Below are 22,489 nucleotides of genomic sequence, written 5' to 3'. Positions count from 1 at the left end.
GGTTTCAGCCATCAGCTTTTTTCTCTCGCCAGAGGCAGCGCCGAAAAGGGCGCCTCTGCTTATTTGGAGCCTGCTTTGGAAAGATCGATGCTGAATTTCGCAAAGCCGTTTTCCAGGGTGTTCACGAATTTGAGATGAGACATTTTTTCAGCAAACGGTTTGGCGTCCGGAGAGGTGGTAAAGGTGACATTTACTTTTTCCTTTATCGGAGCAAAGGACCAGTTGTTGTCCGCAGCCGGGTTGATTTCTTTTTGGCTGAGGATGTAGTCGATGACGATTTGACGGTTCTCATCGGGAGAATCGATGACGATGGTAGTGCCGTCAGCGCCCGGGAATTTCCCGCCGTTATTGGCGCGGTAGTTGTTGGTTGCGATGATGAACTTGTCTTCCGGTTTGACTGGCTTCCCTTCGTATTGCAGGTTTTTAATGCGGTTTGCGTTCGGATTCACAACTTTCCCGTCCAGGTCGAACTTGGATGGCTGGGTTACGTCGATTTGATAGGTTACCCCGTCGATCACATCGAAGTTGTAAGTCGGGAATGCTTCATTGATGAGAGGCTGCTCATCTGTTTTCTTCACGTCGATCTGGTTGAACTGACCGGCGGAGCGCTCCAGCCAATCCTTCAACTGGGAGCCGTTGACCAGTACGCCCTTCAGCGTGTTCGGATAAATGTACAGGTCGGATACGTTCTTGATCGCGATCGTTCCGGCAGGGATGTTCGTGTAGTAAGCGGGGCCGTTGCGGCCGCCTGCTTTAAACGGTGCACCCGCTGACAGAACGGGGATGTTTTCGTATTCCGTTCCTTTAATATTCTTCTCGACAAACCACTTCTGTGCATTGGTCACGATCTGAATGGACGGATCGTCCTGAACCAGTGCGAAATAGCTGAAGATCGGAGAAGTCGTCTTTCCTACCGCAGAGCGTACCCATGCGACGGTGTGATCGTGGTCTTCCTTCACGGCTTCGAAGATCTTCTGTTCTGCGTCGACAAGCGGTTTTTTCTCTGTCTTGTCAAAAATAGGGACTGCCTTGGAAGCAGCTTCCGCCACTACCCATTTGCCGTTTTCCTTTTTCAGCGTGAGGTCTACCACGCCGAGGTGGCTGCCCCAGAATCCGGGCATGACTGCCGGTTTTCCGTTGATCAGGCCTTTTTCGTTGTCTACGCCGGGAATATTTTCGAAGCCGGCTCCCGGGAAAACAGAGTGGGAGTGACCGAACAGAACAGCGTCAATGCCTTCTACTTTGGTCAACTGGTAGCTGGCGTTCTCCAGATCAGGACCTGCTTCCACTGGTCCGATACCGGAGTGAGGGATCGCGACGATCAGGTCTGCTCCCTGTTTCTTCATTTCCGGCACAAATTTCTTCGCAGTCTCCACGATGTCCTTGGCAATGACTTTGCCTTGCAGGTTCTCTTTATCCCAGTTCATGATTTGTGGCGGAACAAAGCCGATCACGCCGACCTTCAGCTTGACGTCCTTGCCTGCCTCGTCCTTGAAGGTGCGGTCCAGGATCAGATAAGGCGTAAAGTAGTTTTTATCGTTGTCAGGATTCTTGTCTTTGTCATCGACGTAAACGTTTGCATTTACATACGGAAATTTGGAGCCTTTCAGGCTGCGCTGGAGGTGTTCAAGGCCGAAGTTGAACTCGTGGTTGCCGATATTGCCCGCATCATAGTTCAACAGATTCATCGCCTTGTAGACAGGGTGGGTTTGTCCGTCTTTCAGCGGCTCAATCTTCGCTACATAATCGCCCAGAGGATTTCCTTGAATCAGGTCGCCGTTGTCAAAGAGCATGGAGTTTTTCGCTTCCTCGCGGGCTGCTTTGATCAGCGTTGCGGTTTTTGCCAGGCCGAACTCGTCTGTCTGCTTGTCCTGGTAATAGTCGTAATTGACGATATTGGTATGAAGGTCAGTCGTTTCCAGGAGTCGCAGCTTCAGTGTAGCTTCCGCGTTTGCGCTGACTGTATGGTACGGGAAGGACAATACGCCCGCGGCAAGAGTCGCAGTCAGCAAACAACCGACAAGCTTGTTGGTGCTCACCTTTTTCATAAAATAGCATTCCTCCATTATAAAGAAAAATATGACAGTCAAAGCCAGTTTATCACCTAATGAATGGAATTGGTAGAAGTTCCTTTGTTCATTTGTCGTAAAGATGGGAATGTTGGGGGACTGAATGTATGCTTTCCTTCCATTTCGGTCAGACTGGTAGAAAACGAGGTAGAAGGAGTAGTATAGCAAATGAGACGGCAGTGGATGATATACATGGCGTGGGCTGCTGCTCTGGCAGTCGGTTTGGCAGGCGGCATATTGCTTGACAATATGATGGGCAAACAGCAGGAAGGACTGCTTTTTCTCAATAAGGCGGACAGCGTCGGGGCGATGAGCAACGGCTACCAGGTCGTCCTGGCCAAAACCTATCTTTGCGGCGTCAAATCCGAAGAAGTGTCCCAGATTCCGCGCAATGAGCTGGCGGAAACCTTGGCCTCCCACAACGGCTGGGAAATCGTGTCGGCTGAGCCGGACAAGCTGATTTTATTCAAGCGCGAGAACGATATTGCGCCTCAGTGCAAGGCGAACGGACACTTCGGAATATCCAAAGACGGAATGCTTACGCTGTTCAACGGCCTGCCCGAAGAGGCGGAAGTCGTCCAGACCTTTTACCGGATCAACACGGAAAAGATGGAAGCGAGATTATCGAAAGAACAAGTGGAGTCTTTGAAAAAAGGCATCCGTGTCCGAGACCTGGCTGAGTACAACAGTGTCCTGTCCACCTTTGGCGAATTTCAGATCGGTGCAGGGAATGAATAGAAGGCTGCCCAAAAAGGGAAGCCTTTTTTTCTGCCCAAAAAGAAACTGGAACACCTATTTGGCGGCTGTTACGGTGCAAATTCGCCAAGGGTCCAGCGGAGACAAGCGAGCCACCGTAAAGGTCCACCGCTCTCTCTGCTCACGTCCTTGCTTGTAAAAAAAAGAGACGGGAACAGAGATGTCGACAGTAAGCGATGCATCGTCATGCCACGGCTTAAACTCGGTTTTCCGCTTGACGGAATCGATTTTCTCCAGAAAGGGTGGAAGCGGGTTTGTACCGTAAACTACCTCCAGCGAGAAGGAGTCGTGCTCGTGCAAGGAGGTAAGGAAATAGTCGGTCAATTGCTGTGGATCAGCTGTTTGAATGGCTTCGTACAGCTTCCCTGAAGCTTTCAGGATCATCAGGCTGTGGCTGGGATCAGGCTCTTTTTTTCGATGGGTGGAGCTTCCTTGAAAGTGGATGCAGAAATGGCCCGGAAACTGATTGCCCCGGATCGCTCCGGATCCGTGAGGCATGCCATGCATGGAAGCCGCGTAGTGCTTTCCTTTCACCTCAACGAGGATGGCCCGTCTCTTCCAGCTCCACTTTCCCTGATAAATCTGTTTCATGATGAACGTGTCTTCGCGGGAAAGCGGCTGCACGTCGGCGTGCCTGCTTCCAGCCCGCCGCTGTACGCGAAAGCTTTTTCCGGTCTCGATGTCAATCACGGTCGCATAGCTCATGCGCCTGAATTCCTGACGAGCCTCGCTCCAGGGAATCGGTTTTCCGTAGTGCCGGGTCTCCAGCAAAGATACATAGGCATCCAGCTGCCTGAAGGTTTCCGGGGAAAGACGCACGACCCGTTTGCGCTTTTGATCAAAGAACAGACCGTCGAAGCCCAACAGATACGTATCTGCGCTGATTTGCACCGTAGCCCGCACCGGACGAGGCTCCTGGATCGGACTTCCCAACGGGCTGCGCGTGATAGCGCGGACCAATCCGCTCTCCTGTTCGACGGTGAGCCGGGATACGAAAGACGCGCCGGGGGAGACGCGGATGCTGATCGTCATGTCGTCGCGTTTCTTGGCAGCTGTAGCTGCCGATACGGGAGCAAACAGCAGCGATATGGATAAAAGGAAAGACAGCGGAATGCGAAGCAGGTTTGCCACCTCCAAACGAGAAGCGCTTCCTTTTCTTGTCCTAGTTTGCGCCGGAATGGCCGAGAGTGTTCATCAAATGCGGGCGGGGGAAGGGAAAATTTTTTCCATTATAACGACAGACATCTTTCCCCATACTGATGTCAAGCGGCGGTCAAGGAGGAGTCTTGGAGCATGTCTTCGATGCCGAGAGGAAGCTACAAAGACCAGTTCCATCAGCGTTTGTACGTTCAATTAAACCAGGGGCACAACAAGCTGAACTATCGTCAGATCAACCAGATCCAGGAACAGATGCGAAATGATGTGGATGAATATGCACACATGCAGCATGACGAAGCTGATGCGCTTGGAATGAACAAACACTAGCTGCCGCCGCAAAAGTCCGTCCCTAAGCAGGGGCGGATTTTTTCATGGGAGAGAGGCAGACAAGATGGAAATGCACGTTCGCTTTTTTCTTCCTTTATGGTACAGTTAAGTACAGAAACCAAACGACTTGGAGTTGTGGGCCATGCACATCATCGGGATTGACCCCGGAATTGCGATTGTCGGGTTTGGCGTGATAGACAAACAAGGCAATCAATTAAAGCCTGTTCAATACGGCAGCATCCAAACGGAAGCGGGTTTGTCTGTCCCGCTCAGATTAAAACAGATCTTTGAAGCGATGCAAACCCTGCTCGATACATACAAACCGGATGAGATGGCGGTAGAAAAGCTGTTCTTCAACAAAAATGTCACGACTGCCTTTACCGTCGGCCAGGCGCGCGGCGTTATCCTGCTCGCAGCCGAACTGGCGGGGATTCCCGTGTACGAATATACGCCGATGCAGGTAAAACAGGCGGTGACCGGATACGGCGGAGCGGAGAAAAAGCAGATTCAGGAGATGACGAAGATGCTGCTTCGGTTAAAGGAAACGCCAAAGCCGGACGATGTGGCCGATGCCTTGGGAATTGCCATTACCCATGCGCAATTTCGAACATTTATTTCCCTCGCGGAAGGAGTACCGAAATGATTGATTTTGTGGAGGGCACCCTTGCCTATCTGGATTCTGATTTTGTCGTGGTGGAGGCGGGAGGAATCGGTTACCGCCTGTTTTGTCCCAACCCATACCATTTTGTTAGATTTGAGGGAGCCAAGACAAAGCTGTTTACGCATCATCATGTGCGCGAGGATGCGATCCTGCTCTACGGCTTTCCCACCCGGGAGGAGCGAGACCTGTTCCGCAAGCTGCTGGACGTCTCCGGGATCGGACCGAAAGGGGGTCTGGCGATTCTCGCTGCGGCGACCCCTGAACAAATCGTCATGGCTGTCCAACAGGAGAATGTCTCGTATTTGACGAAGTTTCCGGGGATTGGGAAAAAAACCGCACAACGGCTCATCCTCGATTTGAAGGATAAGCTCACGGCCTTTACCCCTTCCGCATTCCAGTCGGTCGCAGCGACTGAGCTCAAGGCCGGTGAAACGGCGGCTTCCGCTCTCCAGGAGTCATTGGATGCGCTTGAAGCGTTGGGGTATTCCGACCTGGAGATTCAAAAAATACGCGGAACGCTTTCGGAAGCGGCAAAAAATGGCGCCGGGGTCGAACAATTAATCAAGCAGGGGCTTGCCTTGTTTATGAGGGGGTAGCGAAGTGGACCAGCGCATCATTACGACACAAATGAACTGGGAGGAGGATGCGGCAGAGCTCAGCCTTCGCCCCCGTTATTTGCATGAATATATCGGACAGCAACAGGCTAAAGATAATCTGAAGGTATTTATCGAAGCGGCCAAGATGCGCAAGGAAGCACTTGACCATGTACTGCTCTACGGGCCGCCGGGGCTGGGGAAAACTACCTTGTCCCAAATTATCGCCAACGAATTGGGGGTCAGCATCCGCACAACATCAGGGCCGGCAATTGAACGTCCTGGGGATTTGGCGGCCATTCTGACCAATCTTCAGCAAGGCGACGTGCTGTTTATCGATGAGATCCACCGCCTGAACAGGAGCGTGGAAGAGGTATTGTACCCGGCGATGGAGGACTTTGCGCTCGATATCATTATCGGGAAAGGACCGAGTGCCCGCAGTGTCCGGCTGGATCTTCCCCCGTTTACGCTCGTCGGTGCGACTACCCGAGCCGGGATGCTCTCTTCGCCGCTGCGCGACCGCTTCGGAGTTGTAAATCGCCTGGAATTTTACACAGTCCCGGAGTTGACGTTTATCGTCAGCCGGGCCGCAGATATTTTGCAAATCGGTATTCGCGAAGAAGGAGCTGCCGAAATTGCCAAACGTTCTCGCGGGACACCGCGTGTCGCCAATCGCCTGTTGAAACGGGTGAGGGACTTTGCGCAAGTGCAGGGGGACGGCGTCGTGACCGCGGAAATCGCCAGGGAAGCCCTGGAGCGGCTTCAGGTGGACGCATGCGGTTTGGATCATATTGACCATAAGCTGCTGCTCGCGATCATCGACAGGTTTGACGGCGGCCCGGTCGGGCTGGATACGATTGCCGCGACGATCGGCGAGGAAAGCCAAACGATCGAAGATGTTTGCGAGCCCTACCTGCTTCAGATCGGCTTTATGCAGCGAACGCCGAGAGGCCGCGTTGCCACGCCTGCCGCTTATGAACATTTCGGTCGGGAGATGAAAAAAACATGAATCCGGTAGCCAAACTGCTGATCATCGGAGGAGCTGTTCTGATCGTCATTGGCCTGTTGTGGCAGGTGGGAGGAAGATTTCTTCCATTGGGCCGTCTGCCTGGGGACATTGTTGTCGAAAAAGAGAACGTGAAGTTTTACTTTCCGGTCGTCACCTGCATCGTAATCAGTATCGTGTTGTCATTGGCTTCCTATTTGTTTCGCTTGTTTAAATGACGGATAGATGCGAAGAGCCCGCGTGTCTCATTGACGCGGGTTCTTTTTCATGGACAAGTGCGGCGGCGAAAAACAGGCAGCCGCCTCTCGAAGGAAAGTTGGGTACCAGCTGCGCAAACTTCGCATGACTTGCAACTCGAGACCCAAATTGTTCGATCGGGGCAGGAAACGCCCCCGCTTTTGTCGAAAAACATGGGAGTTCATGCCAAAATTCGACTTTCCAAAATTCAGGTGAGAGGAAGGACAGACGTCATGTGGAAGCGGAAAATAGGAAAAGTCCTTTCAGCGGGCCTGATATCGGTTTCGCTACTTGCGGTGCAGATTCCGGCCCAGGCGGCCGGCGATACGATACGGGTTGCACTGTTTATCGATAATGGACAGGGTTACCGGGGAGTGGTTCCTTCGGTAACATTGACAGCAGCCGGCGGACTGGAAGTATCCATGAGAACAAGAGACGGGGCTGCACAGCTGCCCGCTTTGACAGGAGATACGGTCAGGGCGCGTGTGGATGAATACTATGTACAGGCCTTCGAGACAAGCGATCTCAACCGGGCTCAGCAGGTGGCCCAGCAGCTGAGTCAACGAAAGATCGACTCCTCCATACAGCAAAGCGAGCAGGGCGGCAAACGGGTGTATCAAGTGGTCAGCGGTACCTACGACACGCTTCAGGCTGCCTCGGCCCAAGTCAAAACAATTGCCCAAGCCACGGGTCAACAGTCTGTGGTGAAGGGACCGATGCGTGTCGAAGCAGGGCGTTTTGGCAGTTTGAAAGAAGCGCAGGATTGGCAAACAGCCTTTTCATCCTCCGGCATATCTGCCTATCCTGTCATGCTGCTCGACGGAGGCAGGCTCTCCTACGCAGTCTGGTTGGGGGACGAGGTCAGCAAGGATGCGGTGCAAAAGCTGGCAAACAAAGCTGCCTCGGCATTTCCGGGGTTCGCCTATCAAGAAGCGGCCAGCAAAGCCTACGTCGTGCTGAAAAAAGACATGGTCGGCTCCGAACCGGTATGGAAATACGCTTTCTCTTCCCAGACGACACTGACTGTAAAGCCGGAGAAAGTAGGCTCGGAGCCGCTTGTCCAGGTAGAAGAACGGGATGGCCGCCAGTATCGCGGGAAAATTGAACTCTCGGAATACAAAGGAAATATGGCTGTCATCAACGAACTGCCGCTGGAGCAATATCTATACGGCGTAGTAGGCTCGGAGATGGCGCCAGGCTGGCCGCTTGAGGCTTTAAAAACACAGGCGGTGCTCGCGCGGACGAGAGCGGTCGGACAGGGCAGCAAGTACGGGATCGCCAATCTCTCCGATACGGTCTTTGAGCAGGCGTACTACGGGTTTGACAAAGAATCGAAAGACATCCGCAAGGCTGTGGACGAGACTGAGGGAGAGGTCATTACATATAAAGGCAAAGCCGTCGAATCGCTGTTTTATTCCAATGCGGGAGGCGTTACCGCCGACGGCACGGAAGTGTGGGGCAATCCGGTCCCTTACATTCGTTCCGTTACGAGCGATGACAAGGAACCGCTGGAAAAGGCGGCATTATGGTATCAGGTTGCGCTCGGTGACGGGACAGTCGGCTTTATCCGCAGCGATCTCGCTTCGCCAAACGGCGGAGTCAACCCGCTTGGGTTGAGAGAGGCCGTGGTGACTGGCGACGGGACCAACCTGCGCTCCGGACCGAGTACCGCATATCATCGCGTCCTGGCCTCGCTCTCCACAGGAACAACGGTTGCGATCATCACAGAAGAGCCGGAGGAAAACGCCTACAGCTGGACGAGAGGGCCGTACACGGCTGAAGAGGTGACGGCGATGATTAACGCAAGCCAGGACAAAAACAAGGGTGCGCGAGTGAGCGGTGTCGTCCAGACGCTTGGTGTTGCGAAACGCGGACCATCCGGCCGGGTGCTGGAGATGGAGGCCAATGGCCGCCCGCTGAAGGTTTCATCACCAGATGCCCACCGTTCCATTTTCCAACAAGGCGGAGCAGCATTGCGAAGCACGAAGTTCGACGTGGAAGAGACTGGGACATTTACGGTGCTGGGCGCTGGCGGCAAAAGCACTGCCTATCCCAAATACGGAAGCGTCATGGCGGTCGGTGCCGATGGCGCCGTGTCGCAGGCCAATGGATACAATGACAAGTTCCTCATCTGGAATGGTTCCAATGAGTGGCGGGTCGCTACAAAGCAGCAGATGTTCCTGTTCCGCGGAACCGGTTACGGTCACGGACTTGGTGTGTCCCAATACGGGGCCAAAGCGATGGCCGAGGAAGGGTATGACTACCGGAAAATCTTGCAACACTACTACCAGGACGTATCGATCGAACGGTACTAGAATTTGATGCGTCGACTGATCAGTGAGGAGCAATACTTGTGGACGTACAACAATTTGATTTTGAATTGCCTGAGCGATTAATTGCCCAGCATCCGCTGGAAGATCGGACTGCTTCGCGCCTGCTCGTCATGGACAAGCAGACAGGAGCGCTGGCACATCGTGGGTTTACAAGCCTGATCGATTATTTGAATGCGGGGGATGTGCTCGTTTTAAACGACAGTCGCGTTCTCCCCGCACGTCTGATCGGGGAAAAAGCGGATACAGGCGCAAAAATAGAGGTGCTGCTGTTGAAGGCATTGGGAGAAGACCGCTGGGAAACCTTGGTCAAGCCCGGCAAGCGGGTAAAACCCGGCACGGAGGTGGTCTTCGGGAATGGGCAATTGCGCTGCATATGTGAAGAGGTAACAGAGAGTGGCGGGAGAATTGTCCGTTTCCATTACGAAGGAATCTTTTACGAGATTTTGGATCAGCTCGGCTCGATGCCGCTCCCGCCTTACATCCACGCCCAGCTGGATGACCAGGAGCGGTACCAGACCGTTTATGCAAAAGAGCGGGGATCGGCCGCAGCGCCGACAGCCGGGCTGCATTTTACGGAAGCGTACCTGAAGCGGCTCGAAGAAAAAGGGGTACAAATCGCATACATTACGCTGCACGTCGGTTTAGGCACATTTCGCCCAGTGACTGCCGATGTGGTGGAAGAGCACGTCATGCACAGCGAGTACTATGAAATTCCTCAAAAGACCGCTGACATCGTCAATGCCGCCAAAACAGAGGGGAGACGCGTAGTCGCGGTTGGAACCACGTCCTGCCGGACACTCGAGACGGTTGGCAAGGCTCATGACGGCAGGCTTGCGGCGGAATCGGGATGGACGGATATTTTTATCTACCCCGGGTACCGTTTCCGGATCATCGACGGCCTGTTGACCAACTTCCATTTGCCCAAGTCAAGCCTGGTCATGCTGGTGAGCGCTCTGGCAGGACGGGAACACATCATGAACGCCTACCGGGTCGCTGTCAAGGAAGAGTATCGCTTCTTTAGCTTCGGCGATGCCATGCTGTTGATTTAAAGCCGGGGAGAGCCCGGTTTTTCTTGTGCTCTGGAGCCAGTTTCTATATAATAGGAAGGAATTACATTCTTGAGGAGTGTACATAATTTGGCTGTCCGCTATGAACTAATCAAAACTTGCAAGCAAACGGGGGCCCGCCTCGGGAAGCTGCATACGCCGCATGGGACCATCGACACTCCTGTGTTTATGCCGGTGGGAACACAAGCGACCGTAAAAACCATGAGTCCCGAGGAATTGAAAGAGCTTGGGGCCGGTATTATTCTCAGCAATACATACCATCTTTTTTTGCGTCCCGGACATGAAATCGTCAGGGAAGCAGGAGGATTGCACGGATTCATGAACTGGGATCGCGCCATTTTGACCGATTCTGGCGGTTTTCAGGTCTTTAGTCTGAGCAATTTGCGCAAGATCACAGAAGAAGGCGTCTCCTTCCGCTCCCATTTGAACGGGGAAAAGCTGTTTATCGGACCGGAGGAGGCTACGCAGATTCAGAATGCGCTGGGTGCAGACATTTTTATGGCGTTTGACGAGTGTGCCCCGTATCCAGCCGAGTACGATTACGTCAAACAGTCAATGGAACGAACGAGCCGCTGGGCCGAGCGCTGCCTGAAAGCGCATACGCGTCCAAATGAGCAGGCGCTTTTCGGAATTGTGCAGGGCGGGATGTACAAGGACCTGAGGGAAATAAGCGCGCGCGATCTCGTCGCGATGGACTTCCCCGGATACGCGATCGGGGGGCTTAGCGTCGGTGAACCGTTCCCGCTGATGTATGAAATTCTCGAACATACGGTACCGCTGTTGCCGTCCGGCAAGCCTCGCTATCTGATGGGCGTAGGCTCTCCTGACGCCCTGATTGAAGGGGCCATGCGGGGAATCGACATGTTTGACTGCGTTTTGCCTACCCGAATTGCGCGAAATGGGACATGCATGACAAGCCAGGGACGGCTGGTCATCCGCAATGCCAAGTATGCGCGGGACTTCGGGCCGCTGGACCCGAACTGCAGCTGTTACACCTGCAAGAACTACACCCGTGCCTATATTCGCCACCTGGTGAAGGCAGAAGAGACATTTGGCATCAGATTGACTACGTATCACAATCTGCACTTCCTGGTCAACCTGATGAAAGAAGTGCGGCAGGCGATTGCCGAAGACCGCCTCGGCGATTTTCGAGACCAGTTTTTCGCTCAATATGGATTGAGTGAAGATAGATCTTTTTAAGGAGGACTCCCATGGAAGGTTACCAACAATTTCTACCCATCATTATCATGTTTGTGATTTTTTATTTCCTGCTGATTCGCCCGCAGCAAAAGCGGCAAAAGCAGCGCAACGCGATGCTGTCTTCCATTAAAAAAGGGGACAAGGTTGTAACAATCGGCGGTGTACACGGGACGATTCAGGATCTTTCCGATGACACGGTCACACTGCGTATCGCTCACAACGTACACGTCACCTTTGACCGTGGCGCCATCAACAACGTGGTGTCCAGCAGCAATGAGCCTGCCGCATCCGATTCCAAGGAAACAAAGGAAGAGTCTAAATCATAGATGCCAGAAAAAAGGGGACCCCGAAGTCGTGTCGAGACTTTGCGGCTCCCCCTTTTTTTATGTCGCTTGATTCCGCCTTCGGGAAATAACAGCTTACCGTTTGGAGGCGGCGTTTACTCCCATGATTCCCCCGATGGATGCCAACAGAAAAGCGCCGATCAGGTAAAGAAACGTCACCCACTGCATCGGTGCGTCAAAACCGAGAAAGCCGATCAGACTGACCAGCAGGAAGTAGAAAAGTCCTGTCAGACCGCCGTAGTACCAGCCTTTGCCGCCGCACCGCCGCCCGGTGACGTATCCGCCAACCAACAGTCCAATCACATTGATCACATAAGTGAAATAGGGCAGGGAGCTCTCGCGTATGGATGTGAAAGAGAGAAGCAAGGCAGCCATCAAGGCGCCCAAAAGGACAAGGCCAAGCGTGTACAAAAGCCCGGCAAAGACTGAGGTGGAAGCACTTCGCAAGGATAACCCTCCTTACACGTCAAGTTTGTACCATCTATATGAGAGGCTTGACCTCGGTATTCATCTTCGCGTTGAACATCATGAAGAATTTTCGTAGAATGGATGAGGAACCAGACGGGGGTGAGAAAGCATGATCAAAACTTATTTCTACAACCACTCGGAACAGAAAATGTTTCATGATGTGGACCTCAGCAAGAAAGACGAATTCCTGAAGTCACCGGAGGATCTTCTCTGGATTGATCTGTACGATGTGGGAAACAACGAGCTGCAGTACATCGCCAAGATTTTTGAGTTTCACCCGCTGGCTATCGAGGATTGCTTGCACGTAAGCCCACGTGCAAAGGTGGATAAATACGATGATTACTATTTCTTCGTGTTTCACGCTTTGCGATACAATGAAGAAAGCGACGACGAAATTACTACGGTAGAACTGAACGTGTTTCTCGGGCCCAACTATATCGTCACGATTCACAAATCGCCGATGAATACGATCGGACGCATCGCCTCCATTTGTCACCGCAATATCTCCTATTTGAATCGTGGACCTGATTATCTGCTTTATGCCATCGTCGACGGTATTACCGATGAATATTTCCCGATCATGGATCGCATCAGCGTGCGGATTGACGAGCTGGAGGACGAAATTTTTGATCACCAGATGGAAGAGATCACGGAAGAATTTCTGGCGTTGAAAAGGACGATTATTTTGATCCGCCGCGTGATCCTGCCGCAGAAACGAATTTTTGCAAATGTCAATGGGCGCTATTCCTTTGACATTTCCGAGGAAAACGTTCCGTTCTACACTGACCTGACCGACCACCTGGAGCGTATCGCAGACTCCACCGAGACATTTCGCGATTTGGTAAACGGTGCGCTCGATACGTACTATACGATCATCAGCGCCAAAACGACCGAAACGATGCGGGTGTTGACCATTATCTCGACAATCATTCTGCCCTTGACCTTTATTACCGGTCTGTTCGGAATGAACACCTTCAGCTGGCTTGGCGAAGCAGCGGAGCCGTACATGCTGATCGTGGCCTTGACCGTCATGATTACGATGACCTTTGTCATGCTGCACATTTTCCGAAAGCGGAAGTGGCTGTGACAATTTAGCCAAATTTGGAGCTTATAGTTGATGAACCTCACGTGGAGACTATAAACAAATCTCTGCGTGAGGGGGTCGACTTCCATGGAAGATTTGCCAACGGCGCTCATGCGCACGGTGTTCTCGTATTTCTTCATTTTGGTCCTGCTTCGTTTGATGGGAAAACGGGAACTGGGGAAGCTCTCCGTATTCGATGTGGTCATCTCCATCATGCTGGCGGAGATGGCCGTCTTGTCTATCGAGCAGATCGACAAACAAGCAAGCCTGTTTTATATACCGATGCTGTTGATTTGCTTAATGGAGATCGTAATCTCCTGGCTTTCACTGAAGAGTAAAAAAGTACGGGATGTCATAGATGGCTCTGCCGATCTGATTATCGAGAACGGAGAGATTCGCGAGGACGCCATGCGGCGAAATCGGCTCAACTATGACGATCTGATGGTTCATCTGCGGCAAAAAAATATAAAGAATCTGGCGGATGTAGAGTTTGCTGTGATGGAGCCGACCGGCCAGATGAGCGTTTTCCCCAAGCAGTCAAAAACCCCGTTGACCCGCGAGGATCTGAACATGCCGGACCCGCCGCCGAAAGGTCCGGTAACCTTCACTGGCTTGCCGATCCCGCTGATATTGGACGGCAAAGTCCGGGTTCAAGCTTTGCGCAAAATCGGACAAAACGAGCTATGGCTGAAGCGGGAGATTCGCAAATACGGGATCAAGGATATTCGTGACGTTTCATTTTGCAGTATCGACGAACGCGGCATCATCTACCTGGATAAAAAAGACAGGAAGAAAAAGCAATAAGCCGCCAACGCAAGTATCAGCGGCGTGGAAAAAAGACGGCCAGCTGTTCTCCGATCCACGGAATGCGGCGTACGTCCTGCTTCCCCAAAATACGGAAAGCGACGAGCAGCAAGAGATACAAAAGCATGCTGGCCAACGAACAGATCAATAGCAAGCGGCCAACCGAAACGTCAGCAAACCAGTGCGAAGCCATGTAGGAACCGGAATAGCCCATCGCAAACATAGCCGCGACGATTTTCCCCATTTCTACAATATCTACCGTAAACCCGATTTTCTTTACCAGACTGGCAATGTGCAGGAATGTCACCAGTGTAATGCCGATGTTAGTCGCAATGACAGCGCCGTGAATGCCAAACTCCGGTCTGGCTGTAAAGACAAACATCGCCACTGTTTTGACCACAGCTCCGATCAGCGTATTGCGAAACACCACATGAGCAAAATCAAGTCCTTGCAGAGCGGCTGCCAGAGGCGCCTGGAAGAAGAGAAAGACGGAGAACGGGGCCAATTCCCTAAGCAGGATGCCGACCTCCGATTGACCATCGCCGTAAAGCAGTCCAGAAAGAGGTTCGGCAAAAATAAACAACAGGACGGTACAAGGTGCTCCGATCACGAGTGTTATCCGCATCGCTTGATAGATGCGCCGATGCACGAGCGGAGCATTTTTTTGATAAGCGGCTTCGGCTACAGCAGGAACGAGCGACACGGACAAGGAATAGGTAAGAAAAGTGGGGAACAGCAATAGCGGCACAGCCATGCCCGCAAACTGTCCGTACAAGCCCGTCGCGGCTGCGGTAGACAGCCCGGCCAATGTCAGCCCAAAAGGAACGATCATCGGTTCCATCACATAGGCGATCGAGCCGATCAGCTTGCTCATCGTTACCGGAAGCGAAACGTGAAACAATTGACGTAAACTGTTTCGGCTGTTGATCATGGATGCCAGGAGCGGGCGGTCCCATACCTGTGCGGCTGTTTTCTGCGTAGCCAGGCGATACTGCCACAGGATGTACAAAAAGCCTGCCGCTTCGCCAACGATGATGCTTCCGACCGCACCAGCCGCTGCGTACTGAATCCCAAACGGCATAAACGAAATGGTCATGACGACGACCAGAGCTATCCGGCAAATTTGTTCGACCAGTTGAGAGACAGCTGTAGGCGTCATGTTGTGCTTTCCTTGAAAGTAGCCGCGCAAAACCATGGAGATACTTGAGATGGGAATGACCGGTATGGCTGCCAGCAAGACTACATGTGCTCGCGGGTCGGCAAAAAAGAGACGGGCAATCGGACCGGAAAAGGCGAACAAAACGGTACAAAGCACCACGCTGATCGCCCCGGTTACGCCCAGCGCCAGCATCAGAAAGCGTCTGGATTGGCGCGTATCGCTGGCCGCTTCCGTTTCCGCCACATGCTTTGCGATTGCTACCGGCATGCCAAAGGTGGTCAACGTTATCAGGAAGTAAAGCAGCGGGACGACCATCTGGTAAAGTCCCATTCCTTCCGCGCCAATGATACGGGAGAGCACGATTCTGTTGGCGAAACCGAGCAATTTCGTGACGCCACCGGCAATGATCAAAATTATGGTTCCGTAGAAGAAAGACTGTCTCATGGCAGGCTCCTTTACCGCCGAAATTTCAAGAACAGTGTGCACTATAAGAATATGGACGTGCCGCCGACAGCATGACTATTTTAAAGGGGGATTACAGATGGAGATGGATCAGTGGTATGCGCAGGTAGCCGGCTTATGCGAGAGCAAGGCAGAGGAATTCTGCCTCTTGGGGTATGACAACGTAGGGCCGAAGGATATCTGGGAATGCGTGGCCAGCAGCTACAAGCAGGAGCCGCCGCTGCATCAGCTGGTCAACGATATCTTGTCGTTAAAGCCGAATAAATACATGAATTACTTGATGCTGCAAATGTACAAAAATTCCTAATGAAACTTTTTTGCTGTCTATTCGTAAAGGGAGGAAGCAATGGGTAACAGGCTCGCAGCAGCTTTTCCTTCAGCGGGCCTTTCATTGCAGATGTGCAAATAGGAACCTATTTGCTAAACGAGGAGTTGGTTACCATGGTTCCGCCTTCCTGCAAAAATTGACACGTTTTTTCTTACTTCGCTATAATGGGTCTATTGGTTTCGCGTCAACCGACGGAACCCTGGAAGGAAAGAGGGGTATTACTAGATGATTAAATGGGGAAGATTCCTCCTGTTCCTGGTTATCGTGGGGGTCCTGGCAACATTGATGACCACGACAACTACACAGGTGGCAGGCAAGATCACACTTGGCTTGGACTTGCAGGGCGGCTTTGAGATCCTCTACGTGGTAGAGCCGATGGAGGCTAACCAGAAGGTGGATATCGAGCTGTTGAAAGCGACCGCGCGCATGGTCGAGAAGCGGATCAACATCGGGGGAGTGGCGGAACCCGTCATTGAAACCGAGCTACCCAACCGCCTTCGCGTAAAGATCGCGTCACAGGCTGCCGATCAGGACAAGCTTCGTGAATTGATCGGAAAACCGGCAGTGCTGACGTTCCGCGATGAGCAGGGCCAGATTATCTTGAAAGGGAGCGACCTGGCGCCCGGCGGTGCGGGGGTTGGCTATGACGACCTGAAGCGGCCGGTCGTTACCCTGAAAATCTCCGATCCGAAAAAGCTGGAACAAATCACAAGGGAGAATTTGCATAAACATATGGCGATCTTCCTGGATGAAACGATGATGACCAATCCGGTTATTCAAAACGTCATTACAGGCGGAAATGCGCAAATCTCCGGTGACTATACAGTTGAATCGGCGCAAGAAATGGCAGACCTGCTGAATTCCGGCGCGATGCCAGCCAAACTGGTTGAAAAGCAGGTTACCTCTGTCGGCGCGTCTCTCGGTAAGCTTGCATTGCAAAAAACTATTAACGCCGGCTATGTAGGTGCGGCTTTGATCTTTGTCTTTATGCTTGTGGTGTATCGCCTTCCCGGCCTGGTAGCCAATATCATGCTGGCGACGTTTACCTATTTGAGTATCGTAGTGCTCGACTGGATGGATGCCACGCTTACCTTGCCTGGTATTGCCGGCTTTATTTTGTCCGTGGGGATGGCGGTCGACGCCAACATTATTACCTACGAGCGGATTCAAGAGGAAATTCGCTCCGGCAAGACGATTTTGTCCGCGTTCCGTGCGGGTGAACGCCGCTCGCTGATTACGATTGTGGATGGACACGTCACTACGCTGATCGCTACCGGTGTTCTTTTCTACTTTGGGACAAGCTCCATTCAGGGCTTCGCGGTCGTGCTTGCGATGACGATCATCGTCAGCTTGCTGACCAACGTATTTGGCTCCCGTTTGCTTCTGGGGCTGCTCGTCCGAGCCAACTTGATTAAAAAGCCTGTCTGGTTCGGTGTAAAGGAGAGTGAAATCGGTGAGCTCTAAAAGACAACACGAGGATGTCATCAAGTTTGACATCGTAAAGAATAGACGAAAATTTTACATGCTTTCCGCAACGATTTTGATCGTCGGCTTGATTTGCATGCTGGTTATGGGATTGAACCTCGGCGTTGATTTCAAATCCGGTACTCGCCTGGATATTTACGTAGGAAAGGAATTCCAGACAGCTGACATCGAAAACATCATTAAAGAAAACGTTCCGGATACGGTATTCACTCCAGTAACGAAATACGGCGACAAACAGGATCAGGCGCAAACGCGTTTTGACCACACGATTCCGGCCGATCAATTGCAGAAGCTGGAGGGCGCTTTGAAAGCGAAATACGGCGAGCAAGTATCCAAGCAAGAGGCTACGGTTGACCCGAGCATCGCAAGAGAACTGGTGCAAAAAGCGGCGATTGCCGTTGCCGTCGCGGGGATCGGGATTATTATTTACATCGCGATCCGGTTCCAGTTCCTCTTTGGGATTGCCTGCATCATCGGTCTGATCCACGACGTATTCATACCGATCGCTCTGTTTTCCGTCTTCCGCCTGGAAGTGGACTTGACGTTTATCGCGGCGATTTTGACGATCGTCGGTTACTCGATTAACGATACGATCGTAATTTTTGACCGGATTCGGGAAAACCTAAGAACGATGAAGTCCAAAACGGTCGAAGATCTGGAGCATCTGGTCAACGTCTCCTTGTGGCAGACGATGCGCCGCTCCGTATTTACCGTAGGGACAGTCTTCCTGACTGCGGTCGCGATTGCCGTATTGGGCAGCGAGAGCATCCGCAACTTCTCCCTGGCCTTGATCTTCGGTCTGGTGAGCGGTACGTACTCTTCGATCTTCGTAGCTGCGCAGGTATGGGTTACCTTGAAAAAACGGGAACTGGCAAAAAAACGTCTTTCTCCGGCTCCAACTGAGAGCTGATTGAACGATACCGCGGGGAATCCCCCGCGGTTTTTTACTCTATAGCACAAAATCCCCAGAAGGGAGGCAGCAGTGAATGGACAATCGTTTGGCGAAAGCGCAGTTTGGCGCATGGGTCGGCATTATCGGAAATATCGCATTGGCTGTTGCCAAACTGATCATCGGCATGGCGGCCAAGTCGCAAGCACTCATTGCCGATGCGGTGCACTCCGCTTCCGATGTCGTCGGTTCCGTGGCTGTTTTGATTGGCCTAAAGGCCGCAGAGCGTCCGCCTGACGAGGATCATCCATACGGACACGGGAAAGCGGAATCGATTGCAGCGATTATCGTCTCGGTGCTGCTCGCGGTCGTCGGCTTCGAAATCGGGTCTGCATCGGTGAAGTCGCTGTTTACACCGCTGGAGCCCCCCGGCTTCATTGCTGTCTGGGCAGCTGTAGGCTCGATGCTGATCAAGGAATGGATGTTTCGCTACAAATACAAGCTGGGAAAAGAACTGAACAGTCCCTCCCTGATCGCCAATGCGTTTGAACACAGGTCCGATGTGTTTTCATCTTTTGCCGCATTGCTCGGGATTGGCGGGGCCATTCTGGGCGGGCGCTACGAGCTTCCGTGGTTGCTGTACCTCGATCCGATTGCCGGTATTTTCGTTTCCATTCTCGTTTTAAAAATGGCCTACGAGATCATGCGCGAGTCCATTCACAACGCGTTGGACCACGTTCTGCACGAAGATCAGACAGTCGGGCTGCGCCAGGCCATCGAAGCAGTCGCAGGCGTGATCAGAATCGACTCGCTGCGTGCCAGAGAGCACGGCCATTATCAGATTGTCGATGTGAAGATCGGTGTCGACCCGCACATGACAGTGGAAGAGGGGCACAGAATCGGAAAAGAAGTAAAGCAAGCTTTGCTGTCCCAGTTTCCCGATGTGCGCGATGTGTTTGTTCATGTCAATCCGTACGATCCCGGGCCTGCCGACCGCTCCGCCCGGTTGGACCAATAAAGCGCTTTCTCCTGTTGTCAGCCTCCCTTACTTTCCTCTATAATGAATGAGGATTGGAGGAAGCCCTATGCTGAGAGCGAAAACACGCTGGCAACTGGCTGCGTACGATAATGAGCTGGCAGAGTCGATAGCCCGTGAGTGCGGTTTGGCTCCGTTGGTAGCCAAGCTTCTCGCGATCCGCGGGATTGATTCTCCCCAGCGCGCAAAAGAATTTCTGCATGCGGGCCCGGAGCTCTTCCATGATCCGTTTGCCCTGCACGGAATGGAGAGCAGCGTGTATCGAATCCGTCAGGCCATCGAGCGCAAAGAGCCGATCTGTATTTACGGGGATTACGATGCCGACGGGGTGAGCTCGACATCGCTCATGGTTCACTTGATGAGACGGATGGGCGCCGTGTTTGATTACTATATTCCCAACCGCTTCACGGAAGGCTACGGCTTACATAAGGATGCTTTATCTCAGATTCATGAGAGGGGCTTCAAGCTGGTTGTTACCGTCGATACGGGTATCAGCGCCGTGGAGCAAGTCGACTTTGCCAAACAACTGGGTCTGGACGTCATTGTGACGGACCACCATGAACCTCCGGAGGTTATCCCGGAGGCATTTGCCGTGATCAATCCCAAGCAGCCCGCGTGCTCCTATCCGTTTGACATGCTCGCAGGCGTGGGCGTCGCTTTCAAGCTGGCCCATGCGCTGCTGGAGGAGCCGCCGCTCGATCTGGCCGATCTGGCTGCGCTCGGCACGATCGCCGACCTGGTGCCGCTGGTCGACGAGAACCGGATTTTGGCGAAGCTCGGACTGCAGCGCCTGAATCATACCCGCAATCCGGGCTTGCAGGCGCTGATCAAAGTAAGCGGTTTGGCGGATGCCGAAAAGCTGACTGCCGGCCACGTCGGATTTGCCCTCGGACCTAGGCTGAATGCGGGAGGGCGCTTGGAGACAGCAGCAGCAGCCGTCAAGCTTTTGACAACCGAGGATGGACAGGAAGCGGAGGAAGCTGCCCAGCAGTTGGATGAACTGAATCGAGAGCGGCAGGAGCTTGTCCAGAAAATGACCGACGAAGCCGTCAGCATGGTGCTGGAACAATACCCTTTGGACGAAAACAGGGTCCTCGTCGTCGCCAAGGAAGGCTGGAATGTGGGCGTAGTGGGAATTGTGGCGTCGCGCCTGGTAGAAAAATTTTACCGGCCGACCATCGTTCTCGGGATCGATCCTGAAAAGGGGACGGCAAAGGGCTCTGCAAGAAGCATTGCCGGGTTCGACATGTATGAGGCCCTCACCGCCTGCAAGGAATGGCTCCCTCATTTTGGCGGGCACACCATGGCTGCGGGGATGACGATGCCTGTGGATAACCTGGAGCCTTTTCGCAAACAGCTAAATAAACTGGCGTTCGAATGGCTGGACGACGAGGATTTTATTCCGCTGACGAAGGCTGACGTGGCCTTGGAAATGACGGAAATCACGCTGGAGACTGCCGAGCAGCTGGAGCAGCTCGCTCCTTTCGGGATGGGCAATCCGACGCCGCTCGTGCTGGTAAACGACGTAGAAGCGTCGGGTATGCGGACGATCGGTCGCGACGATACCCACTTGAAATGCTCGCTGGTAAAGGACTCCTGCCAGATCGACGCGATCGGCTTTCATTGGGCGCACATCGTCTCGGAGGTGACATCCAAAGCTCGTTACGAGGTCCTTGGCGAGATGTCGGTAAATGAATGGAACGGAAATCGAAAGCCGCAAATCACGATTCGCGACATCGCCGTGCCTCACCGGCAAATATTTGATTGGCGAGGCTGCAGGGATAAGCTTGCGAAATGGCGGAAGCTGCAGGACAGTACGTCAAGCTTGACGATCCTGTTTCGGCAGGAGAGCCACGAGGAGCTGTTTCCCGCAGCCGCGCTCGGGGGCAGCACGGACAGCTTGTTGTACCTCTCGCCAGGCCAGATGGCCGATGCCGTAGCCAGATCGAGTGTGATTCTCTACGATCTGCCCAGGACGCGAAGCGATCTCGCCAGGGCGGTTGCGTATCTGGAGCGGGCGGAACGCATTTACTGTCTGTTTGGAGATCCGGACCTTGGACTGGAGCGAATCTCTTGCCCGGGCCGGGAACAATTTAAACTGGTGTATCAATTTTTCCTGCAGGTTCCCCTGGTGCAACGGATTCATCTGGATGCGATGGCACGCAGGTTGAAGCTGAAGCGGGATGTTCTGGAAGGAATGCTTGCCGTATTCGCGGAGTTGGGCTTTATTCAAATGGATGCGGAGTCCATCAGGCTCAACCCCGAAGCTGCGAAGCGTCCGCTTGACAGTTCCCGCTTGTATACGGAATGGAAAGAAGAAAGCGAATTGGTAACGGAACTGCTGCTTTCTTCGTACGATTCTCTGGTCACACATTTTCAACAGCAGGTGGCAGCGACCACCGCGTAGGGGGAATTTTTTCATGGATTTTAAATCGTACATTCGCGTGATTCCTGATTTTCCACAACCGGGTATTCGCTTCAAGGATATTACGACATTGTTAAAGGATGGCCCTGCCTATAAAGCGGCGATTGAGGAATTGACCACTTTTGCCCGCGAAGTAAACGCGGAGGTGATCGCAGGCCCGGAAGCGCGCGGTTTTGTCGTCGGGGCTCCGCTATCGTACGCACTCGGTGTCGGCTTTGTGCCGATCCGCAAATCGGGCAAATTGCCGTACGAATCGATCAAGGCCGAGTACAATCTGGAGTACGGAAAGGATGCGCTTGCCGTTCACGTGGATGCGATCCAGCCCGGTCAGCGTGTGCTGATTGCCGATGATTTGCTGGCAACCGGGGGAACGATCACTTCGACGATCCAGCTGATTGAGCAGCTGGGAGGAATTGTCGTGGGCGCGGCATTTTTTATTGAACTCTCCTATTTGGAGGGGCGTCAAAAACTGGGTGACATTCCAGTAAAATCACTCGTGCAGTACTAAAGAAAGACGGGCTCATGCCCGTTTTTTTGTTTTTCCCGCGTCCTGCAAGAATCACCTTTACATTACAATGGACATACAAGATAATAGGAT

22 protein-coding genes are annotated in these 22,489 nt (G+C 52.9%); 18 read left to right on the top strand and 4 right to left on the bottom strand.

The genetic code is table 11. From position 1 onward, the window contains the following. Positions 1–59 precede the first annotated feature (59 nt). Complete coding sequence (locus Q3F21_RS10470; protein WP_340252166.1) at positions 60–2,048, bottom strand: bifunctional 2',3'-cyclic-nucleotide 2'-phosphodiesterase/3'-nucleotidase; 1,989 nt, start codon at positions 2,046–2,048, stop codon at positions 60–62. A 189-nt stretch (positions 2,049–2,237) separates the two neighbouring features. On the opposite strand from Q3F21_RS10470, the gene Q3F21_RS10465 reads away from it, so the two are divergent. After that, positions 2,238–2,807 (top strand): BofC C-terminal domain-containing protein, encoded by a 570-nt coding sequence (locus tag Q3F21_RS10465; RefSeq protein WP_340252164.1) that lies wholly within the window; start codon positions 2,238–2,240, stop codon positions 2,805–2,807. 54 nt (positions 2,808–2,861) lie between these two features. Here the strand turns inward: Q3F21_RS10465 and Q3F21_RS10460 are convergent, their stop codons facing one another. Next, entirely contained in the window at positions 2,862–3,956 is a 1,095-nt protein-coding gene (locus Q3F21_RS10460; protein ID WP_340252310.1) for a hypothetical protein, read from the bottom strand. A gap of 162 nt (positions 3,957–4,118) precedes the next feature. Between Q3F21_RS10460 and Q3F21_RS10455 the strand changes: the two genes are divergently transcribed. The 9 genes from Q3F21_RS10455 to yajC all read left to right on the top strand — a co-directional run bounded on the left by Q3F21_RS10455 (position 4,119) and on the right by yajC (position 11,733). Then, on the top strand, positions 4,119–4,310 hold the full coding sequence (locus tag Q3F21_RS10455) for a hypothetical protein (RefSeq protein WP_003387589.1): 192 nt from the start codon (positions 4,119–4,121) through the stop codon (positions 4,308–4,310). A 142-nt stretch (positions 4,311–4,452) separates the two neighbouring features. After that, entirely contained in the window at positions 4,453–4,953 is a 501-nt protein-coding gene (gene ruvC / locus Q3F21_RS10450; protein WP_340252161.1) for a crossover junction endodeoxyribonuclease RuvC, read from the top strand. Then, on the top strand, positions 4,950–5,567 hold the full coding sequence (ruvA, locus tag Q3F21_RS10445) for a Holliday junction branch migration protein RuvA (RefSeq protein WP_340252159.1): 618 nt from the start codon (positions 4,950–4,952) through the stop codon (positions 5,565–5,567). The genes ruvC and ruvA overlap by 4 nt, the downstream gene beginning before the upstream one ends. Before the next feature lie 4 nt (positions 5,568–5,571). Next, the gene (ruvB, locus tag Q3F21_RS10440) at positions 5,572–6,573 is read left to right on the top strand and encodes a Holliday junction branch migration DNA helicase RuvB (RefSeq protein ID WP_340252157.1); all 1,002 of its coding nucleotides are present in this window, start codon (positions 5,572–5,574) and stop codon (positions 6,571–6,573) included. Further along, positions 6,570–6,788 carry a DUF2905 domain-containing protein gene (locus tag Q3F21_RS10435; RefSeq protein ID WP_251871222.1) on the top strand — a complete coding sequence of 73 codons (219 nt, stop codon included), beginning with the start codon at positions 6,570–6,572 and terminating at the stop codon, positions 6,786–6,788. The genes ruvB and Q3F21_RS10435 overlap by 4 nt, the downstream gene beginning before the upstream one ends. A 252-nt stretch (positions 6,789–7,040) precedes the next feature. Then, complete coding sequence (locus tag Q3F21_RS10430; protein WP_340252148.1) at positions 7,041–9,122, top strand: SpoIID/LytB domain-containing protein; 2,082 nt, start codon at positions 7,041–7,043, stop codon at positions 9,120–9,122. 38 nt (positions 9,123–9,160) lie between these two features. After that, a complete protein-coding gene (gene queA, locus Q3F21_RS10425) occupies positions 9,161–10,189 on the top strand; it encodes a tRNA preQ1(34) S-adenosylmethionine ribosyltransferase-isomerase QueA (protein ID WP_340252146.1) in 1,029 nt (342 codons plus the stop codon). Positions 10,190–10,276: 87 nt separating this feature from the next. Continuing rightward, on the top strand, positions 10,277–11,407 hold the full coding sequence (gene tgt / locus Q3F21_RS10420) for a tRNA guanosine(34) transglycosylase Tgt (RefSeq protein WP_340252143.1): 1,131 nt from the start codon (positions 10,277–10,279) through the stop codon (positions 11,405–11,407). Positions 11,408–11,418: 11 nt separating this feature from the next. Then, complete coding sequence (gene yajC, locus Q3F21_RS10415) at positions 11,419–11,733, top strand: preprotein translocase subunit YajC (protein ID WP_340252141.1); 315 nt, start codon at positions 11,419–11,421, stop codon at positions 11,731–11,733. A 93-nt stretch (positions 11,734–11,826) separates the two neighbouring features. Here the strand turns inward: yajC and Q3F21_RS10410 are convergent, their stop codons facing one another. Further along, positions 11,827–12,198, bottom strand: coding sequence for a TIGR04086 family membrane protein (locus tag Q3F21_RS10410; protein ID WP_340252139.1), 372 nt, complete (start codon positions 12,196–12,198; stop codon positions 11,827–11,829). Positions 12,199–12,328: 130 nt separating this feature from the next. Between Q3F21_RS10410 and corA the strand changes: the two genes are divergently transcribed. After that, positions 12,329–13,306, top strand: a complete 978-nt coding sequence (gene corA, locus Q3F21_RS10405; protein WP_340252138.1) for a magnesium/cobalt transporter CorA — start codon at positions 12,329–12,331, stop codon at positions 13,304–13,306. A gap of 84 nt (positions 13,307–13,390) precedes the next feature. Next, the gene (locus Q3F21_RS10400; protein ID WP_340252135.1) at positions 13,391–14,107 is read left to right on the top strand and encodes a DUF421 domain-containing protein; all 717 of its coding nucleotides are present in this window, start codon (positions 13,391–13,393) and stop codon (positions 14,105–14,107) included. Between the two features lie 16 nt (positions 14,108–14,123). On the opposite strand, the gene spoVB is transcribed toward Q3F21_RS10400, so the two are convergent. Continuing rightward, on the bottom strand, positions 14,124–15,710 hold the full coding sequence (gene spoVB / locus Q3F21_RS10395; protein WP_340252133.1) for a stage V sporulation protein B: 1,587 nt from the start codon (positions 15,708–15,710) through the stop codon (positions 14,124–14,126). A gap of 97 nt (positions 15,711–15,807) precedes the next feature. Between spoVB and Q3F21_RS10390 the strand changes: the two genes are divergently transcribed. The 6 genes from Q3F21_RS10390 (at position 15,808) to Q3F21_RS10365 (ending at position 22,399) form a co-directional block, all read left to right on the top strand. Next, positions 15,808–16,035 (top strand): post-transcriptional regulator, encoded by a 228-nt coding sequence (locus Q3F21_RS10390; RefSeq protein WP_425341240.1) that lies wholly within the window; start codon positions 15,808–15,810, stop codon positions 16,033–16,035. 246 nt (positions 16,036–16,281) lie between these two features. Further along, entirely contained in the window at positions 16,282–17,520 is a 1,239-nt protein-coding gene (gene secD / locus Q3F21_RS10385; protein ID WP_340252131.1) for a protein translocase subunit SecD, read from the top strand. Next, positions 17,510–18,451, top strand: a complete 942-nt coding sequence (gene secF / locus Q3F21_RS10380; RefSeq protein ID WP_340252129.1) for a protein translocase subunit SecF — start codon at positions 17,510–17,512, stop codon at positions 18,449–18,451. The genes secD and secF overlap by 11 nt, the downstream gene beginning before the upstream one ends. A gap of 76 nt (positions 18,452–18,527) precedes the next feature. After that, positions 18,528–19,448 (top strand): cation diffusion facilitator family transporter, encoded by a 921-nt coding sequence (locus Q3F21_RS10375; RefSeq protein WP_340252126.1) that lies wholly within the window; start codon positions 18,528–18,530, stop codon positions 19,446–19,448. A gap of 67 nt (positions 19,449–19,515) precedes the next feature. Next, the gene (recJ, locus tag Q3F21_RS10370; protein WP_340252124.1) at positions 19,516–21,873 is read left to right on the top strand and encodes a single-stranded-DNA-specific exonuclease RecJ; all 2,358 of its coding nucleotides are present in this window, start codon (positions 19,516–19,518) and stop codon (positions 21,871–21,873) included. A 13-nt stretch (positions 21,874–21,886) separates the two neighbouring features. Further along, positions 21,887–22,399 carry an adenine phosphoribosyltransferase gene (locus Q3F21_RS10365; protein WP_340252122.1) on the top strand — a complete coding sequence of 171 codons (513 nt, stop codon included), beginning with the start codon at positions 21,887–21,889 and terminating at the stop codon, positions 22,397–22,399. The last annotated feature ends 90 nt before the right edge of the window (positions 22,400–22,489 follow it).

The sequence above is a fragment of the Brevibacillus borstelensis genome (assembly GCF_037834415.1).
GTDB classification, from domain to species: domain Bacteria; phylum Bacillota; class Bacilli; order Brevibacillales; family Brevibacillaceae; genus Brevibacillus; species Brevibacillus borstelensis_A.
Note: the sequence above shows the minus strand (reverse complement) of the source record. Positions and strands in the feature narration are given on the sequence as shown.